This window comes from Serratia sarumanii, from assembly GCF_029962605.1.
Lineage (GTDB): Bacteria > Pseudomonadota > Gammaproteobacteria > Enterobacterales > Enterobacteriaceae > Serratia > Serratia sarumanii.
Genome location: NZ_CP124750.1, coordinates 3,204,454 through 3,220,619, shown reverse-complemented (window position 1 = coordinate 3,220,619; position 16,166 = coordinate 3,204,454). Strand labels below are relative to the sequence as shown.

The 16,166-nt window shown below is 62.8% G+C and carries 15 protein-coding genes, 2 tRNA genes and 1 riboswitch; of the genes, 6 read left to right on the top strand and 11 right to left on the bottom strand.

What is annotated here, in order from left to right:
• Nucleotides 1–35: 35 nt before the first annotated feature.
• Both SSARUM_RS15325 and opgB read right to left on the bottom strand, forming a co-directional pair.
• Nucleotides 36–1,499 carry an AMP nucleosidase gene (locus tag SSARUM_RS15325; protein ID WP_060430286.1) on the bottom strand — a complete coding sequence of 488 codons (1,464 nt, stop codon included), beginning with the start codon at nt 1,497–1,499 and terminating at the stop codon, nt 36–38.
• A gap of 138 nt (nt 1,500–1,637) precedes the next feature.
• Nucleotides 1,638–3,941, bottom strand: coding sequence for a phosphatidylglycerol--membrane-oligosaccharide glycerophosphotransferase (opgB, locus tag SSARUM_RS15320; protein ID WP_060430284.1), 2,304 nt, complete (start codon nt 3,939–3,941; stop codon nt 1,638–1,640).
• 286 nt (nt 3,942–4,227) lie between these two features.
• On the opposite strand from opgB, the gene SSARUM_RS15315 reads away from it, so the two are divergent.
• Nucleotides 4,228–4,971, top strand: coding sequence for a transporter substrate-binding domain-containing protein (locus SSARUM_RS15315; protein ID WP_033647907.1), 744 nt, complete (start codon nt 4,228–4,230; stop codon nt 4,969–4,971).
• Here SSARUM_RS15315 and SSARUM_RS15310 read toward each other — a convergent pair.
• The 7 genes from SSARUM_RS15310 to SSARUM_RS15280 all read right to left on the bottom strand — a co-directional run bounded on the left by SSARUM_RS15310 (nt 4,964) and on the right by SSARUM_RS15280 (nt 10,572).
• A complete protein-coding gene (locus SSARUM_RS15310) occupies nt 4,964–5,788 on the bottom strand; it encodes an aldo/keto reductase (RefSeq protein ID WP_033647906.1) in 825 nt (274 codons plus the stop codon). The genes SSARUM_RS15315 and SSARUM_RS15310 overlap by 8 nt on opposite strands.
• Before the next feature lie 5 nt (nt 5,789–5,793).
• Nucleotides 5,794–6,192: a cupin domain-containing protein gene (locus SSARUM_RS15305; protein ID WP_060430620.1), complete on the bottom strand. Its 399-nt coding sequence runs from the start codon at nt 6,190–6,192 to the stop codon at nt 5,794–5,796.
• Between the two features lie 204 nt (nt 6,193–6,396).
• Entirely contained in the window at nt 6,397–7,308 is a 912-nt protein-coding gene (locus SSARUM_RS15300) for a LysR family transcriptional regulator (RefSeq protein WP_033647905.1), read from the bottom strand.
• 108 nt (nt 7,309–7,416) lie between these two features.
• Nucleotides 7,417–8,352 carry an ABC transporter substrate-binding protein gene (locus SSARUM_RS15295; protein ID WP_060419061.1) on the bottom strand — a complete coding sequence of 312 codons (936 nt, stop codon included), beginning with the start codon at nt 8,350–8,352 and terminating at the stop codon, nt 7,417–7,419.
• Between the two features lie 35 nt (nt 8,353–8,387).
• Entirely contained in the window at nt 8,388–9,155 is a 768-nt protein-coding gene (locus SSARUM_RS15290) for an ABC transporter permease (protein ID WP_049213264.1), read from the bottom strand.
• Nucleotides 9,152–9,892, bottom strand: coding sequence for an ABC transporter ATP-binding protein (locus SSARUM_RS15285; protein WP_049213262.1), 741 nt, complete (start codon nt 9,890–9,892; stop codon nt 9,152–9,154). Before SSARUM_RS15285 ends, SSARUM_RS15290 begins: the two co-directional genes overlap by 4 nt.
• On the bottom strand, nt 9,889–10,572 hold the full coding sequence (locus SSARUM_RS15280) for a TenA family protein (protein ID WP_049213260.1): 684 nt from the start codon (nt 10,570–10,572) through the stop codon (nt 9,889–9,891). Before SSARUM_RS15280 ends, SSARUM_RS15285 begins: the two co-directional genes overlap by 4 nt.
• Nucleotides 10,573–10,634: 62 nt before the next feature.
• Nucleotides 10,635–10,737: riboswitch (TPP riboswitch) on the bottom strand.
• A 150-nt stretch (nt 10,738–10,887) separates the two neighbouring features.
• On the opposite strand from SSARUM_RS15280, the gene SSARUM_RS15275 reads away from it, so the two are divergent.
• The 4 genes from SSARUM_RS15275 to gap all read left to right on the top strand — a co-directional run bounded on the left by SSARUM_RS15275 (nt 10,888) and on the right by gap (nt 14,847).
• On the top strand, nt 10,888–11,910 hold the full coding sequence (locus tag SSARUM_RS15275) for an LLM class flavin-dependent oxidoreductase (RefSeq protein ID WP_060437427.1): 1,023 nt from the start codon (nt 10,888–10,890) through the stop codon (nt 11,908–11,910).
• A 13-nt stretch (nt 11,911–11,923) separates the two neighbouring features.
• Nucleotides 11,924–12,658 carry an SDR family NAD(P)-dependent oxidoreductase gene (locus tag SSARUM_RS15270; protein ID WP_033647899.1) on the top strand — a complete coding sequence of 245 codons (735 nt, stop codon included), beginning with the start codon at nt 11,924–11,926 and terminating at the stop codon, nt 12,656–12,658.
• A 126-nt stretch (nt 12,659–12,784) separates the two neighbouring features.
• Complete coding sequence (locus SSARUM_RS15265) at nt 12,785–13,759, top strand: GlxA family transcriptional regulator (protein WP_033647898.1); 975 nt, start codon at nt 12,785–12,787, stop codon at nt 13,757–13,759.
• 77 nt (nt 13,760–13,836) lie between these two features.
• Nucleotides 13,837–14,847 (top strand): type I glyceraldehyde-3-phosphate dehydrogenase, encoded by a 1,011-nt coding sequence (gene gap, locus SSARUM_RS15260; RefSeq protein WP_033647897.1) that lies wholly within the window; start codon nt 13,837–13,839, stop codon nt 14,845–14,847.
• A gap of 54 nt (nt 14,848–14,901) precedes the next feature.
• Here the strand turns inward: gap and SSARUM_RS15255 are convergent.
• Nucleotides 14,902–14,977 (bottom strand) — tRNA-Asn (locus tag SSARUM_RS15255).
• Nucleotides 14,978–15,076: 99 nt separating this feature from the next.
• Entirely contained in the window at nt 15,077–15,877 is an 801-nt protein-coding gene (gene mtfA, locus SSARUM_RS15250; RefSeq protein ID WP_033635147.1) for a DgsA anti-repressor MtfA, read from the bottom strand.
• Nucleotides 15,878–15,969: 92 nt separating this feature from the next.
• Here mtfA and SSARUM_RS15245 point away from each other — a divergent pair.
• A tRNA-Ser gene (locus SSARUM_RS15245) sits at nt 15,970–16,059 on the top strand.
• Nucleotides 16,060–16,166 lie beyond the last annotated feature (107 nt).

The window sequence follows — 16,166 nt, the reverse complement described above, 5'->3', positions numbered from 1 at the left end:
GAAAAAACGGCCCGCCGCAGCGGGCCTGAGAACCGTTATCGGAACGGCGGTTCGTTGAAGGTGCGCAGCTTGCGTGAGTGCAGACGATCGCCCTCGGCGCGCAGCAGATCGATGGCGCAGATTCCGATCTGCAGGTGCTCGGAGATCGCCCCTTCATAGAAGCGGTTGGCCTGGCCCGGCAGTTTTATTTCGCCGTGCAGCGGTTTGTCGGAGACGCACAGCAGCGTGCCGTACGGCACCCGGAAGCGGTAACCCTGAGCGGCGATGGTGGCGCTCTCCATGTCGACCGCCACCGCGCGGCTGAGGTTGAAGCGCCGCGCCGAAGCGGAATAGCGCAGCTCCCAGTTGCGGTCGTCGGTGGTGACCACGGTGCCGGTGCGCAAACGCTGTTTGACCTCTTCGCCGGGCATGCCGCTGACCATCTTGGTGGCGTCGTACAGGGCACGCTGCACCTCGGCGATGCTCGGGATCGGGATATCCGGCGGCAGCACCGCATCTAGCACGTGATCGTCGCGCAGATAGGCGTGGGCCAGCACATAATCGCCGATCTTCTGGCTTTCGCGCAGGCCGCCGCAGTGGCCGATCATCAGCCAGGCGCTCGGGCGCAGCACCGCCAGGTGATCGCAGATGGTTTTGGCGTTGGACGGGCCGACGCCGATGTTGATCAGCGTGATGCCCTGGCCGGTGCGCGAAATCAGGTGATAGGCCGGCATCTGGTGGTTTTTCCACGCCAGATCGGACACCGCCTGTTCGGGCGCGCGGGTTTCCGGCGTGATATAGGTGCCGCCGGCGCTGGAGAGCGCGATGTACGGGCTGGCCGGATCGGCGATTTGCGCGCAGGCCCAGCGCACGAACTCATCCACATAGCGGGTGTAGTTGGTGAACAGCACGAACGGCTGGAAGTGCTCCACCGGCGTGCCGGTGTAGTGCCGCAGCCGCGCCAGCGAGAAATCCGCGCGCAGCGCATCGAAATGCGACAGCGGGAAATGGTTGTCGGTGGTGTGGTACAGGCCGTCGGCGGTTTCGTCACCGATCTGCGCCAGCTCGGTGGTGGGGAAATGCTGCGCGATGCCGGCGCTCATCGAGCGATCGAGCGCCAGGCTGGAGCCGTCGATCACGTAAGGGAACGGGATCTCCTGCTGCGACGGCGCCACTTCGATATGGGCGGCGTAATCGTGCTCCAGCATCGCCAGCTGTTCGGCCAGATAGTGGCGGAACAGCTGCGGCCGGGTCACGGTGGTGCTGTAGCTGCCGGGATGGGTGAAGCGGCCGAAGGCGCGGGTTTTGCTCGGGCCGGATTGCTGCCCGTCCCAGCTGACGCGCAGTTCGGGATACACGAACAGCCCGGCGGCGCGCGCCTGCGCATCCGGCAGCGTGCCGTGGCTGATAAAGTCGCCGACCGCCTGACGCAGCGCGTCTACCGCGGCGTCATACAGGGCTTCCAGTTGATCGAGTGCCTGATCGGCGCTGAGGCCGCTGCGAGGTGGGGCATAGCTCATACTTTCTCCTTGGATGTCCCGGCTCTGTGGCGGGGTTGCGGCGTTTTACCGTCACAGGTTAGCCGAAGAAGGGCGTAAAAGCTTGGTCGAAATGACGGGCGCGGCAAAGAAAATACCGCGCCCGTGAAGGCGCGGGGATCAGGAGGCGGGGGCGGCCGCCTCGACCTTCAACGACACCAGGCCGATGCCCAGCTTCTTCGGCGTAAAGCCACCGCTGGCGCTCTCTTTCGGCTCGGTGGGGGCCGGCGGGGTAATGCTGATCTTCTGCGCGCCGCGCGGGTTGTCGAAGCGCAGGGTGACGGTGCTGTCCTGTTCGCCGAGCGACACGAAGCGCTCTTCGTCGCCGACGCGCACCGAAATCGGTTCGCCGACGTTATTGCCGTAGGCGCGGGCGCGCAGCACCAGATCGAAGCGCTTCGGCAGCGGATCGACGTAATCGATGTCGACCGCCGGCGCCAGGTTGGCATCGGACCAGCGGCCCCACTCCTCGACGCCGGAAACGCCGGTGATGGCTTTCACCTGCTCCGGCAGGCCGGGCAGCATGAACTCGATGCTGTCCGCCCGGTACTTCATCGCCGCGTCGTCCACCTGCAGGCGAGCAACGGCGTTTTGATAATCGGCGACGCTGTCCGCCGCCGGGGCGGTAAAGCTCACCTTGCTGCGGAAGCGTTCGCCGCTGGCCTGCACGATCTGCGGCGGTGAGGCCAGGGTGCCGGAGGCCACGCAGATGTCGGTGCTTAGCGCCAGCTGCGGCGCCCAGACCCGGCCGATCTCATAGCATTTATCGACCCAGACGAATTTTTCCCCCGCGCCCAGCCCGGCCAGCTGTTTGCGCAGCGGGGCGGAAAGGTAGACGTTGAACATCGGTTCGATGCGGTTATCGCCTACCCGCAGAATGAACGGCACCTTGTAGGTGACGCCGGAGAAGCTGAAGCTGCGCTGGCGCGTATCGACGCTGTAGTCGCTGATGCGGTTCGGCAGGCCCCACTGGTTGATCACCGCCGGTTTCCAGCCGTTGATCTTCTCTTCGATGTTCAGGAACACCGTAGACAGCGACGGCGCCGACAGGCTGCTGCGGCCGAGGCCGATGTAGTTGTCGCCGCCCATCACGTCCAGCACCGTGGCGCCGTTGTCCAGCGTGCTGCGCTTCTCGTTGCGCTGCTCCGCCAGCGGCCGGGTGCCGTCGATGATGAAGAACAGGTTGCGGCGCTTCTGTTTGGCCAGGATATCGTAGGCGGTGTTGTTCATCGCCAGATGATCGGAGGACACCACGATCACGGTGTTGCTGAAATAGGGCGAGCGTTTGATCTTGTCGATCAGCGCGGCGATGTGTTGCTGGCTGCAGGCCACCGCGCTTAGCGAGCGATTTTCTTTATTCTGCCAGGCGTAACTTTTCTTGCTGCAGCCGGCGGAGATAAAGCCGTCCGGGTGATGGGTGTCGACGGTCAGGGTAAACAGCGAGAACGGTTGGCGCTGCTTGGACAGCTCGACGAACTTGCCGTACACCACGTCCAGCACGCTGTCGTCGTACCAGCCCCAGTCGTTTTTGTAGCTCGGATCGGCGACCTGTTCGCGCAGCTCTTTGAAGCCGTAAACGTGGTCGAAGCCGTGGGATTTCAGGAAGGTGTCTTTACCGGCGAACGCCAGCTCGGCGCCCTGATAGAAATAGTTGCTGTAGCCGGCGGCCTTCAGCACGTCGCCCAGGCAGACGTTCTCCGGGTAGAAGGTGGAGACCGCGCTGGAGGCGTTGCCGTCGAAGGGCGCGAACAGCGGAATGCCGCACTGCGAGGCGACCATGCCGGCGATGGTGTAACCAGTGCCCGGCAGCTGCTGGGTGTTGCTGAAATCGATGCTGTCCGTGCGCAGGGCGTTCAGCTCGTCGGCCAGGCCGGGGAACAGCTCGGCGTCGAAGTAGGTGCGCTCCAGGCTCTCGGCATAGATGTACACCAGGTTCGGCCGCTTGCCCTGCACGGTCTTTTTCGGCGCCTTGTAGTAGGTGCTGAAATCGGCGGTATCGCCGACGATCTGGCTCTTGACCAGCAGCGAGATGTCCTGAAACGCCGGGGTGGTGCCGACCGAAAACAGCGCCAGCAGCACGGCGACGATGCTGTAGGCCACGCTGCTGCCTTTGGCCTTGCGGCGCAGCAGGCTGCGAGCCAGCACCGCGAAGATAAGCCCCAACGCCGCCAGCAGGCCGATGAACGGCAGCACGTATTTGCTGATGCCCGCGCCTTTGAGGCTGCTGGTGACGGTGTAGATCACCGCGTCGGTGATGCCGTCGCCGGTGAAGTAGTTGCTGGCGATCAGGATGACGTTCAGCACCAGATAGCTGCCGAGCAGCGTCAGCAGAATGGCGAACCACCAGCGGTTGGCGGCGGCCCGGGTGCGATAAATCAAAATCGACGCCAAAAAGAGAACAAACGAAACGACTGCTAAAACCATCCGCCAAACCCTGTCTGATTGAAATAAAACCGTTGCTGCCCTGGTCTGCGCCGCCGAGCGTGCCGCGGCGCGAAAAGTGAAGGGTATAGCCTATTGCCGGCGGCGGAACAACGCGCAATCTCCCGCTACGGCCGACGAACGGCGGCTATTGTACATTTTTATGACAATAGTGTGACGTTAATCACGCCGGCGGCGGCTTCGGCGGCGAAAGCTTGCTGGTCGGAGGTTTCGCTCTACGCTTAATGAGCGCCACGACGGCGCGCCCATCAGCCATTCAGGAGGAAGTATGCAGACGATTCCCGCCGCGGTACTCGACGATCTGGCCCCGCAAGGCGTGTTGCGCGCGGCGATCAACTACGGCAATCCGGTGCTGGCGCAGGCCGGAGCCGGCGGCAAACCGCAAGGCGCTTCGGTGGAGCTGGCCGCCGCGCTGGCCCAGGAGCTGGGCGTGGCGCTCGAACTGGTCACCTATGACGCGGCGGGCAAGGTGTTCGCCGACCTGGACAGCGGCGCCTGGAACCTGGCGTTTATGGCCATCGAGCCGGTGCGCGCGGCGCAGATCGCCTTCAGCGAGCCGTACGTGATCATCGAGGGGACTTACCTGGTGGCGAACGACGCGCCTTACTTTGAGGTGGCGCAGCTCGACAGGCCGGAGGTGCGCATCGCGGTCGGCCAGGGGGCGGCGTACGATCTGTTTTTATCGCGCACGCTGCAGCAGGCGCAACTGGTGCGGGCGGCAACCTCTGCCGAGGCGATCGCGCTGTTTTTCGACCGGGGGCTGGAGGCGGCGGCCGGCGTGCGCCAACCGCTGCTGGCCGCTGCGGCCGTCCATCCCGGCTACCGGGTGCTGGACGGGCATTTCACCGCTATCCGCCAGGCAATGGCGGTGCCGCGGCAAAAAACGCAGGGCGCCGCCTACGTGAACGATTTTATCGAGCGCTGCAAGGCCAACGGGCTGGTGAAGGCGGCCTTGCAGCGCAGCGGCCAGGGTGAGGTGACGGTGGCGCCGCCGGCCGCCTCGGCTACCTGAAGGCGTCGGGATCGTTGCCGACGTTGAGGCCGCGATCCAGTGCGTTTATCGCCGACAGTTCGGATGTGGACAGGTTAAAGTCAAAGATATCAATATTTTCCCGTATTCTTTGCGGCGTACTGGATTTCGGCAGCGCAATGATTTGGTTTTCATACAGCCAGCGTAATACGATCTGGGCAGGGGTTTTATGCTGCTGTTCGGCAATTTTCAAGATGACGGGGTGGGTTAATATGTTTTGGTTGCCGTGGCCAAGCGGGCTCCAGGCCTGCGTGATGATCCCCTGAGTGCGCAGCCAATCAACCAACTCTCGTTGCTGATTAAAAGGGTGGATTTGCAGTTGATTGACTGCGGGCAGGACGCCGGTTTCAGCCTCCAGGCGGCGTATTTGCTCGATGGAAAAGTTGCTTACCCCGATATTTTTGACTCGCCCGCTGTCGCGGAGTTTTATCATGGCATCCCAGGCGGAAACGAACAGGTTTTGCCCGGATACCGGCCAGTGAATCAAATACAGATCGACATAGTCGCAACCGAGCTTGGTCAGGCTTTCGTTGAAGGCGTTCTCAACGTCGTCATGCCGGTCGTTCCATAGCTTGGTGGTGATGAATATATCTTCCCGGCACACGCCCGCAGTTTTTATTGCGCTGCCCACTTCAGATTCGTTGCCATAGATTGCGGCCGTATCGACGAGGCGATAGCCCGCATCAAGCGCGCATTGAACGGCGCCGATCAATTCATCTCCTCGCGACTGCCAGACGCCGAATCCGATGGCAGGCATCGCGTTGCCGTCATTGGTGAACCGGTGTTGTGAATTACGCATATTCTTTACCCAATATGGCTGATGAATTTTAAATGTTCGTGAGCAGGATTAATAAAGTGCACGTCAGAGGCTTCCCGACGAGGTGTATCGATAGATAAAAAATATACGGGCTTGCCGTTAAAAGGATTGATGCTGTGAACGGTGTTTCGTTTAAATATCACCATTTGGTTTTCGGCTAAAACTCTTTTGACATCGTTGCCGGCCTGAAACTCCAGCGCGCCTTCCACGACGTTCAAGATTTCATCACATTGTTGGTGGTAGTGTGCGGGAACCTCGGCATAAACGCGAAACAGGCGGACGCTGCCCTGCGGCGTATCATCAAGGTACATATCGACGATCAGAGAGTCGGCGGTGTCAGGAAAGTGTTTTTTCCTTTCTTCCAGATCAAAATATAATGCGTTCATACTGCGCTCACTGTAAATGATAGGCGTGATTAACCGGTCACTGAAATAAAACATTCATGGCTCAAGCGACGGTGTCACTATGTTTTATCTCAGGCTGGATAATATTGCGTGCGGACGAACACCCTTATTTCAACGTTCCCGCACATCACTGACAGAATACAATACAATGCATTGAATGTTTTTTGACGAAGCGTTGAGCCGATATCAACCAGGGGAGCGATGCCGCGCTTTTATCAGCTCAATCAAAGGCCGCAATCCTGGTTGCAGCTGGCGGCGGCTGGGGTAGTACATCATAAAGGGGGCGCTGAGATGCGACCAATGGGGCATGACGCATTGCAATTCGCCAGTGCGCAAGTGTTCATCGATTTGCATTTCCAGACAGTAGGCCAACCCCAGCCCGGCGAGCGCCGCTTTGATAATCATTGAGGTTTCACTGAAAATATATTGCCCATTCACCGGCAACCGGCAAAACGCCTCATCGTTGCCCAATTCCCATTGATATACCGCGCCATCTCCCAATCGCATGTTGATGCAACTGTGATCTTTCAACTCCGACGGTGAGCCTGGCGCGCCATATTTTGCCAGATAGGCCGGAGCGGCGACGACGACCCATTTCAGACTGCCGGTCAGAGGAACGGCAATCATGTCTTTGGGGATGATCTCGCCATACCGGATGCCGGCGTCGAAGCCTTCTTTGATGATGTCTACCTGATGGTTATTGACGGCCACTTCCAGCGCTATTTTGGGATGTGTTTGGGCGTAGCTTTCCATGACGGGGGCGATGAGCAAATCGAGCGCATCATGCGGAATGTTCAGGCGAAGGTGGCCGATGGGTTCATCGCGATACGGTTCCAATGTCGAGAGGGCGGATTTGATGTAGTCGAATCCGCGATCGAGTTCGGTTACCAGGGCCACGCCTGCCGGTGTGGGAACGACCGAGCGGTTGGTTCTGTTCAACAGCTTTACGCCGAGGCGCTCTTCAAGCGAACGCATGGCGTGGCTGAGAGCCGATGTGCTGACGCCGAGCTCCACGGCCGCCAACCGGAAACTTTTCTTGCGGCAAATGATGGAGAACACATTAAGTTCGGCGAGTTCTGTGCGGCTGAGCGTGGCCATTTTCGTCCCACTGTTTCTTTCGACAGAGCGCGATGATAAGCCCGACGCATAGGGTATCGCAACCAAAGCGAACAGCCGCTGCACGCCTGCAGCAGCTGTTCCGCCTCGTTAATCCAGCTCCACCGCGTACTGTTCCACCGGGGTGATTTTCTTGATCAGCTTGTTGTCGAACAGGAACTGTTCGTAAGTCTGGTAGCGGGCGCGATCCAGCTTGGCCGGATCGCGCGCGAACAGCGGCAGGCTGGCTTGCCACGCCTGTTTGTTCAGCTCGGTATTCAGCTCCGGGTGCGCCTTGGCGAACGCCAGCCAGGTGTCCTGCGGGTGCGCGTGCAGGTAGTCGCTGCCTTGCTTCAGCGCGGCGAGGAACTTGCGGATTTTCGGCTCGTTCACCGCATCGCGGTGGGCGACGATGATCAGCTCGTCGTAGGCCGGCACGCCGTAATCTTCGACGTTGAACACCACCGGCGTCTTGCCCTGCAGCTTCAGCTCCAGCGCTTCGATGTTGCGGTAGCCGCCGATCACTGCATCGACCTGGCCCGCCAGCAGGGCGCTGGTCAGCTGGAAGTTGACGTTGATGAGCTTGATGTCCTGCGGCTTGAGGTGTTCGTGTTCGACCATGGTGGCCAGCGTCGCCTGTTCGATGCCGCTGACCGAGTAACCCACCGTCTTGCCCTTGAGATCCGCCGGCGACGTGATGTTTTTATCCAGCGCGATCACCGTATTCAGCGGCGTGTTGATCAGCGTGCCGACGCGCATCAGCGGCAGGCCCTGATCGGCGAAGAAATGCAGCTGCGGTTGGTAAGTGATGGCGAGGTCGGCCTGTTTGGCGGCCACCAGCCGCGGCGGCAGCGCCGGATCGGACGGCGGCACGATCTTGACGTCCAGCCCTGCGGCCTTGAAGGCGCCGATCTGCTCGGCCACCATAATCGGCGCGTGATCGGGGTTGATGTACCAGTCGAGCACCAGCGTCAGCTTTTCGGCCGCGCCGGCCTGGCCGGTGATGGCGGCGCCGAGCAGCAGCCCGCAGAGGGTTTGTTTGATCATGGTCGTTCCTTTATCCCTGGTTATGGTTGCAATCATCAGTCGTTTTCCGGCGCCCAGGCGATCAGGCGCCGCAGCAGCGCATCCACCGCGGCCCACAGCAGCACGGTCATCAGCACCAAAATAAACAGCGCGGCGAAGCAGACGTCGGTCTGCATGCGCGCGTTGGCGTTCAGCATCACGTAGCCCAGCCCTTCGGCCGAGCCGACCCATTCGCCGATGATGGCGCCGATCGGCGCGACGGCGGCGGCCATGCGCAGGCCGGAGCCGAAGGCCGGTAGCGCCGCCATCAGCCGCACGTGCCGCAGCTGCGCCCAGCGCGAAGCGCGCATCGTGCGCGCCAGATCGAGATAGTCGTTGTTGACCCGGCGCAGCCCGTCGAAAAAGGCCGACACCACCGGGAAGAAAATCACCAGCACCGCCATCGCCACCTTGGCGCTCATGCCGAAGCCGAACCACAGCACCAGCAGCGGCGCCAGGGCGAACACCGGTATCGCCTGGCTGGTGAGCACCAGCGGCATCAGCCAGCGCTGCAGGCGTGGCGAGAAGATCATGCACAGCGCCAGCGCCGCGCCGAGCAGCACGCCCAGCGCCAGCCCGCTGACGATCTCCGAAGCGGTGATCAGCGTGTGCCAGGTGAGATAGCCGCGCCCGTCCCACAGCGCCTGCGCCACCGCGCCCGGCGTGGGCAGCAGGAAGGCCGGAATGCCGCTTTGCGCCGCCAGCCACCACAGCAGCAGCAGGCCGACGAACACCGTCAGCCCGCGCCGCAGGCGGGTGAGGCCGCGCTCTTTGGCGATATTCATTGCGCGGCCCTCACCATCTGCTGCAGCAGCTCGGCCTGGCTTTTCAGCAGGCCGGCGTCATCCGGCGCACGCGGCGGCCGCCCGCTGATGCGGTGGGTATCGTCGAGGCCCAGCGGCCAGGGCGACAGCACCAGCAGCCGGTGGCTCAGGCGGCAGGCTTCCATCGGGTCGTGGGTGATCAGCAGCACGGTGTTTTGCGCCAGCAGTTCGGCGGCCAGGCTCTGGATCTCGGCGCGGGTGATGGCGTCCAGCGCCGAAAAGGGTTCATCCATCAGCACGATCGGCTGGCGTTCATAGAGCGTGCGGGCGATGGCGGCGCGCTGGCGCATGCCGCCGGACAGCGCGGCGGGCAGGCTGCGGCCATGAGCGGCCAGGCCCACGCGTTCCAGCAGGTGCGCCGCCCACGCCCGGTCCGGCGTTTCGCCGCGCAGCCGCGCGCCGAGGGCGACGTTTTCTTCGACGGTCAGCCACGGGTAGAGCAGGTCTTTTTGCCCCATGTAGGCGATGCGCCCGGCGATCGGCAAACCGTCGCTGCCGGTCACCGTGCCTGAGGTGGCCTGCGCCAGGCCGGCGATGATCTTCAGCAGGCTGGTTTTGCCGGCGCCGCTGGCTCCGAGCAGGGCGACGAAGCTGCCGCCGGCGATGTCGAAGCTCAGCCGGTCGAAGACGATTTGCTGACCGAAACGCAGGCTGAGATCCCGCACCTGGATGCCGGGCGGGAGACGCGGGGTGGTCATGAGGCGTTCAGCCCCATTTGCCAAAATGCCGATTCCAGCTGGGTGGCGGTGGTGAAAATCTGCGCCAGCTCGGTGAAGCGGCCTTGTGCGCCGCGCTGGTGGCCGACGGTTTCCAGCAGCTCGATGGCGGCGCGCACGCCGGCCAGATAGCCCTCGTCGCCGTAGTTGCGGATCCAGGAGGCGTAAGGATTGCCCTCCATTTGGGTGGCGGGATCGTGCAGCAGCCGCAGGCCGATTTCGGCATAGCCGGCCACGCAGGGCAGCAGGCCAGCCAGCAGATCGAGGGCGTCGCCGGCATGGCCGATATCCAGCACGTAGCGGGTATAGTTCATGGTTTCCGCCGCTTCCGGCTGGGCGGCGATCTGCGCTTCGCTCAGCCCCCATTCGGCGCAGTAGGCCACGTGCAGCGGCAGTTCGGCGACGATGCCGTTGAGCGAGGCGGTAGCGGCGCGCATCTCCGGCAGGGTGCGCAGCTTGCTGACCAGCAGCGCGTAGGCGCGGGCGAAGTGCAGCAGGAACAGATAGTCCTGGGTCAGGTAGCGGCGAAACGCGCGTTCGGGCAAGGTGCCGGCGGCCAGCTGCTGCAGAAACGGGTGATCAACGTAATCTTGCCAGTGGCTGCCGGCATGTTGGCGCAGCCGGCCGTAAAGACCGCTTTCGAACAGGGTGGTGATGGACATGGGACCTCCTTGAGTCAGTGGAGATCCGGGCACGCTGGGGTATGAACAGGCAACGGGTGAGAGCGTTGTTGCCTAACCGTCCCTTCGCTGGCATGACCCAGATCAGGTTCAAAGGGTTCGGCTTGCGCCATCTCAGCCCGTAACAGGACACCCCTCGGAGCTGCTTGTTATACGACATTTGTTTTTTGATTACAATCGCCGGGCGGCGCGGCGGCAATCGGTTCGTTTAGTGCGATCGGGGGCGATTTTGCTGGCGCAGAGCGCGCGATTTTTGTCACTGTAGGCCGATGATTTTGCCTTTGAGGACGATTCCCGATGAAAAAGATTGGTTTTCTCTCGTTTGGCCACTGGTCGCCTTCCGCCCAGTCCGGCACCCGTTCCGCGGCGGATGCGCTGCTGCAGTCCATCGATCTGGCGGTCGCCGCCGAAGATCTGGGGGCGGACGGCGCCTATTTTCGCGTACACCACTTTGCACGCCAGCTGGGGTCGCCGTTCCCGCTGCTGGCCGCCATCGGCGCCAAAACCCAACGCATCGAGATCGGCACCGGCGTGATCGACATGCGTTATGAAAATCCGCTGTACATGGTGGAAGACGCCGGCGCGGCGGATCTGATCGCCGGCGGGCGGCTGCAGCTCGGCATCAGCCGCGGCTCGCCGGAGCAGGTGATCGACGGCTGGCGCTATTTCGGCTATGCCCCGGCCGACAGCGAGAGCGACGCGGACATGGCCCGTCGCCATACCGAAGTGTTCCTGGAAGCGCTGCGCGGCGAAGGGTTCGCCGAGCCCAATCCACAGCCGATGTTCCCGAATCCGCCCGGGCTGCTGCGGCCGGAGCCGTTTTCCGCCGGGCTGCGCGACCGCATCTGGTGGGGCGCCGGTTCGAACGCCACCGCCGTCTGGGCGGCGAAGCTGGGCATGAACCTGCAAAGCTCGACGCTCAAGAACGACGAAACCGGCGAACCCTTCCATATCCAGCAGGCCAAGCAGATCCGCGCCTACCGCGCCGCCTGGCAAGAGGCGGGCCATGCGCGCGAGCCGCGGGTTTCCGTCAGCCGCAGCATCTTCGCGCTGGTGGATCAGCGGGATCGCAACTACTTCGGCGGCGGCGGCAAGGAGGGCGATCAACTGGGGTATATCGACGCGCAGACCCGGGCGATCTTCGGCCGCAGCTATGCCGCCGAGCCGGACGTGCTGATCGAGCAGCTGGCGCAGGACGAGGCCATCGCCGAAGCGGATACGCTGCTGCTGACCGTGCCTAACCAGCTGGGCGTGGATTACAACGCCCACGTCATCGAATCGATTTTAACCCATATCGCGCCGGCGCTCGGCTGGCGCTAAACGGAGGAGTGGCATGTCACGCATTTTCATTACCGGTTCGGTAGACGGGCTGGGCCGCGCCGCCGCGCAAACGCTGTTGGACGAAGGGCATCAGGTAATTCTGCATGCGCGTGAGCCCGGCCGTTTGGACGCGGTGCGCGATCTGCTGGATCGCGGCGCACAGGCGACGATCGGCGATCTGTCCGATGTGCAGCAGATCCGGCAGCTTGCCGAGCAGGTCAACCGCCTCGGCCGCCCGGACGCGGTGATCCACAACGCCGGTATGTTTACCGGGCCGCAGGTGATGCCGGTGAACGTCGTTGCGCCCTACCTGCTGACGGCCCTGATCGAACGCCCCAAGCGTATCGTCTATCTGAGCAGCAGCATGCACTTTGACGGCGTGGCGGAACTGAGCGGCGTGGACTGGCTCGGCGGCGCAGCCGGCTCCTATTCGGACAGCAAACTGTTCGTCACCGCGCTGGCCGCCGCCGTGGCGCGCCTGTGGCCTGACGTGATCAGCAGCGCGGTCGATCCCGGCTGGGTGCCGACCAAAATGGGCGGCGCGGATGCGCCAGACGATCTGGCGCTGGGGCATGTGACGCAGGCGTGGCTGGTGAGCAGCGATGAGCCGCAGGCTCTGGCGTCCGGCGGCTATTGGCACCATCAACAGCGCTTCGAACCTCACGCGGCGGTATACGACGAGGCGTTTCAAACGGCGCTGCTGGCGCAATTGGCGCGCGCCGGCGGGGTGAGCCTGCCGCAGGCTTGAGGACAGTGCTTTGTTGGCCCGTCGGCGCTTGCCGACGGGCTTTTTTATGCCCGCAGGGTGAACCGGCGAGGCTTTTCTTATACAGTGGCTGTCTGACCTGTTTTGCTTGTTCTTCCTATTATCGCCATGCATACATTCCTGATTATCGTCCCTGAAGGGGGCATGCTGTTCGAAGCGGCGGGCATCGCCGATATCCTGATGCAGGCTAACCGTCTGAGTCCTGCCGAGGCGCCGCTGTATCAGATCGCGGTCGCCACCACGCAATCCCATCGGGTGGTACACGGCCTGTCCGGGCTGAGCCTGTTGGCCGACCACCGCCTGGCGGATCTCGATCCGGCCCTGCCGCGCGATACCGTCATTGTTGCCGGCAAGGGGGCGACCGAAGAAGAGGGCGCCCTGGTGGCGGATTGGCTGCGCCGCGCGGCCCCGCAGGCGCGCCGTATCGCTTCCGTTTGCGGCGGGGCTCTGCTGCTGGCCGAAGCCGGGTTGCTGGACGGGCGGCGGGCGACTACCCACTGGCGGCTGGCGGAAACGCTGCAGGCGCGCTTCCCGCGGGTGCAGGTCGAGAACGGCCCGATCTACGTGCAGGACGGGCCGATCTGGACCTCCGGCGGCGTCAGCTCCGGCTTCGATCTGACGCTGGCGCTGGTGGAGGACGACTACGGCTTCGTGCAGGCGCGCGAAGTGGCGCAGGATCTGGTGATGTTTTTGCGACGCCCCGGCGGGCAGGCGCAGTTCAGCCGCTACCCGCTCAACCAGGCCAAATCGCCGGGCCCGATCCGCGACCTGCAGTCCTGGATCCTGGAAAACCTCGCCGACGATCTCAGCGTCGATCGGTTGGCCGACCGCGTGGCGATGAGCCCGCGCAACTTTACCCGCGTATTCACCCGCGAGACGGGCATTTCTCCCGCCAAATTCGTCGAAGAAGGGCGGTTGCATACCGCCAGGCAGCGCCTCGAGCAGAGTGCGGAGGGCATCGAACAGATCGCGCTGGCCACCGGCTTCGGCAACGGCCTTAACCTGCGGCGGGTGTTTGAGCGCAAACTGCAACTGACCCCGAGCGAATACCGCGAACGCTTCCATGCGCGCAATTTGGCGTAAATTGATCGGTAAACGTCATTTACGCCGCCTCGGGGCAGGGCTAGATTTGAGGCAAAGCCCAAAACGAGGAGAGCATCATGGTGAAAGTTGGCATTAACGGCTTCGGCAGGATCGGGCGCAACGTGCTGCGCGCGGCGCTGGGGCGCAGCGATTTTGAAGTGGTGGCGATCAACGATCTGACGGACAGCAAAACGCTGGCGCATCTGCTGAAATACGACACGCTTTCCGGCACGCTGGCGGCCAGGGTGGAAGCCGGCGACAACCAGCTGCTGCTGGACGGCCGGCCGATTCAGGTGTTTTCGCAGCGCGATCCCGCCGAGATCCCCTGGAGCAGCGTGGGCGTGGACGTGGTGATCGAAGCGACGGGCTTCTTTACCGATAAAGCCAAGGCGGAAGTGCACATCACGCACGGCGGCGCCAAGCGGGTGATTATCTCGGCGCCGGCCAAGAACGACGACATCACCATCGTCATGGGGGTTAACGACCAACTCTACGATCCGGCGCGGCATAAAGTGGTCAGCAACGGTAGCTGCACCACCAACGGGCTGGCGCCCGCCGCGCAGGTGTTGCATCAGGCGTTCGGCATCGAATACGGGCTGATGAACACCACCCACGCCTATACCAACAGCCAGGCGCTGCACGATCAGCCGGAAAAAGATCTGCGCGGCGCGCGGGCGGCGGCGGAGTCGATCGTGCCTTACTCCAGCGGTGCGGCCAAGGCGCTCGGCAAGGTGATCCCGGATCTCGACGGCCGCCTGACCGGTTACTCGCTGCGGGTGCCGGTGCCGGTTGTCTCGATCGTCGATCTGACGGTGACGCTGAAACGCCCGGCGACGGTGGAGGAGATTAACGCCGCTTTCCGCGCGGCGGCGGCGTCCGGCCCGCTGAAAGGAATTTTGGGGTACAGCGATGAACCGCTGGTGTCGAGCGACTATCGGGGCGATGCGCGTTCGTCGATCATCGACGGCCTGTCCACGCTGGTGATCGGCGGCAACCTGGTGAAAGTGCTCGCCTGGTATGACAACGAGTGGGGCTTCTCCAACCGCTTGGTCGATCTGGCGCTGCTGATGGAACAACGCGGGCTGTAAACGCCCAACAGCAAAAAGCCCGCTTAAGTTTCCTTAAGCGGGCTTCTCTAAATATGGCTCCTCTGACTGGACTCGAACCAGTGACATACGGATTAACAGTCCGCCGTTCTACCGACTGAACTACAGAGGAATCGTGTGAACGGGGCGCATCATATCCAGCCGCCCCGGGTGTGTCAACGCTAAATTGCCCCAGGCGGCGCGACTGCTCGGTATCTGAGCAATATGCCCGTCAGTCAGCCCATTGCGCGTCGTTTTCCGCCTGGCCGCGCAGCAGGCGCGCCAGCGGATCCTGGCGGTAGAAGCGGCAAAAGTGCTGATACAGCGCCGGAAAGCGTTCTGCCAGCAGCTCGGGGGCGCTGAAAAAATACTCCGACAGCACGGCGAAGCACTCGGCCGCATCGGTGGCGGCGTAGGCGTCCATGCTGGCGGCCTCTTCGCCGACCATGTCGATCTCGTCCTGCAGGCTTTCCATTGCGGCGTGCAGGTCATGTTCCCAGGCGGCCACCTCGCGCAGCGGGATCGGCGGCACGCCGGTGGCGACGCCGCCGTTGCGCATATCCAGCTTGTGCACCGCTTCGTGGATCACCAGATTGAAACCGGAGAGATCGAAAGAGTCCTGCACGTCTTGCCAATTGAGCACGATCGGCCCTTGTTCCCAGCTCTGGCCGGACTGCACCACCGGCCCCGAGTGCACCAGGCCGATTTCGTCCTGCCATTCGTCTTCCACCACGAACGGGGTGGGGTAGAGCAGGATTTCGTTGAAGCCGTCGAGGCACTCCGCGCCGAGCTCCAGCACCGGCAGGGCGAACAGCAGGGCGATGCGCGCCTGCATTTGCGAGGTGAGCTGCAGCCCCTGCAGCGGCACGATGCGCTTTTGCTGCAAGATCTGCCCGGCGACGGCCACCAGCCGCTGCCGCTCCTGCTCATTCAGCGGCGAGAGCAGCGGGATCGCCAGCGCGTCCTGCCACTGGGCCTCGATGTCTGCCTGGGATTGAGAGGGTTGAGTCGCTTTCCACGGCCATTTAATCATCAGGTTGCTCGTAAACTCATCACTTGAACGTTCAGCGGTATGCTAATGCTGTAAAAATGCCGCAAAAGCGGGCATGATAGCAAGCGTTGTCAGGAGAGATGCCGGAGCGGCTGAACGGACCAGTCTCGAAAACTGGAGTAGGGGCAACTCTACCGGGGGTTCAAATCCCCCTCTCTCCGCCACTATTCAATCACTTACGAATAAATCTTTCAACGATCCCCATCACAGTAAAACTTCCGTTCTGACCGGTTGCAGCCCCTTTTCCTTGCCCCGACCCTTTTTCGTCTTA

What these genes read in the sequence shown, in the direction of transcription:
- SSARUM_RS15325 (WP_060430286.1), bottom strand. Translation starts at nt 1,499, where the DNA reads ATGAGCTATGCCCCACCTCGCAGCGGCCTCAGCGCCGATCAGGCACTC.
- opgB (WP_060430284.1), bottom strand. Translation starts at nt 3,941, where the DNA reads ATGGTTTTAGCAGTCGTTTCGTTTGTTCTCTTTTTGGCGTCGATTTTG.
- SSARUM_RS15315 (WP_033647907.1), top strand. Translation starts at nt 4,228, where the DNA reads ATGCAGACGATTCCCGCCGCGGTACTCGACGATCTGGCCCCGCAAGGC.
- SSARUM_RS15310 (WP_033647906.1), bottom strand. Translation starts at nt 5,788, where the DNA reads ATGCGTAATTCACAACACCGGTTCACCAATGACGGCAACGCGATGCCT.
- SSARUM_RS15305 (WP_060430620.1), bottom strand. Translation starts at nt 6,192, where the DNA reads ATGAACGCATTATATTTTGATCTGGAAGAAAGGAAAAAACACTTTCCT.
- SSARUM_RS15300 (WP_033647905.1), bottom strand. Translation starts at nt 7,308, where the DNA reads ATGGCCACGCTCAGCCGCACAGAACTCGCCGAACTTAATGTGTTCTCC.
- SSARUM_RS15295 (WP_060419061.1), bottom strand. Translation starts at nt 8,352, where the DNA reads ATGATCAAACAAACCCTCTGCGGGCTGCTGCTCGGCGCCGCCATCACC.
- SSARUM_RS15290 (WP_049213264.1), bottom strand. Translation starts at nt 9,155, where the DNA reads ATGAATATCGCCAAAGAGCGCGGCCTCACCCGCCTGCGGCGCGGGCTG.
- SSARUM_RS15285 (WP_049213262.1), bottom strand. Translation starts at nt 9,892, where the DNA reads ATGACCACCCCGCGTCTCCCGCCCGGCATCCAGGTGCGGGATCTCAGC.
- SSARUM_RS15280 (WP_049213260.1), bottom strand. Translation starts at nt 10,572, where the DNA reads ATGTCCATCACCACCCTGTTCGAAAGCGGTCTTTACGGCCGGCTGCGC.
- SSARUM_RS15275 (WP_060437427.1), top strand. Translation starts at nt 10,888, where the DNA reads ATGAAAAAGATTGGTTTTCTCTCGTTTGGCCACTGGTCGCCTTCCGCC.
- SSARUM_RS15270 (WP_033647899.1), top strand. Translation starts at nt 11,924, where the DNA reads ATGTCACGCATTTTCATTACCGGTTCGGTAGACGGGCTGGGCCGCGCC.
- SSARUM_RS15265 (WP_033647898.1), top strand. Translation starts at nt 12,785, where the DNA reads ATGCATACATTCCTGATTATCGTCCCTGAAGGGGGCATGCTGTTCGAA.
- gap (WP_033647897.1), top strand. Translation starts at nt 13,837, where the DNA reads ATGGTGAAAGTTGGCATTAACGGCTTCGGCAGGATCGGGCGCAACGTG.
- mtfA (WP_033635147.1), bottom strand. Translation starts at nt 15,877, where the DNA reads ATGATTAAATGGCCGTGGAAAGCGACTCAACCCTCTCAATCCCAGGCA.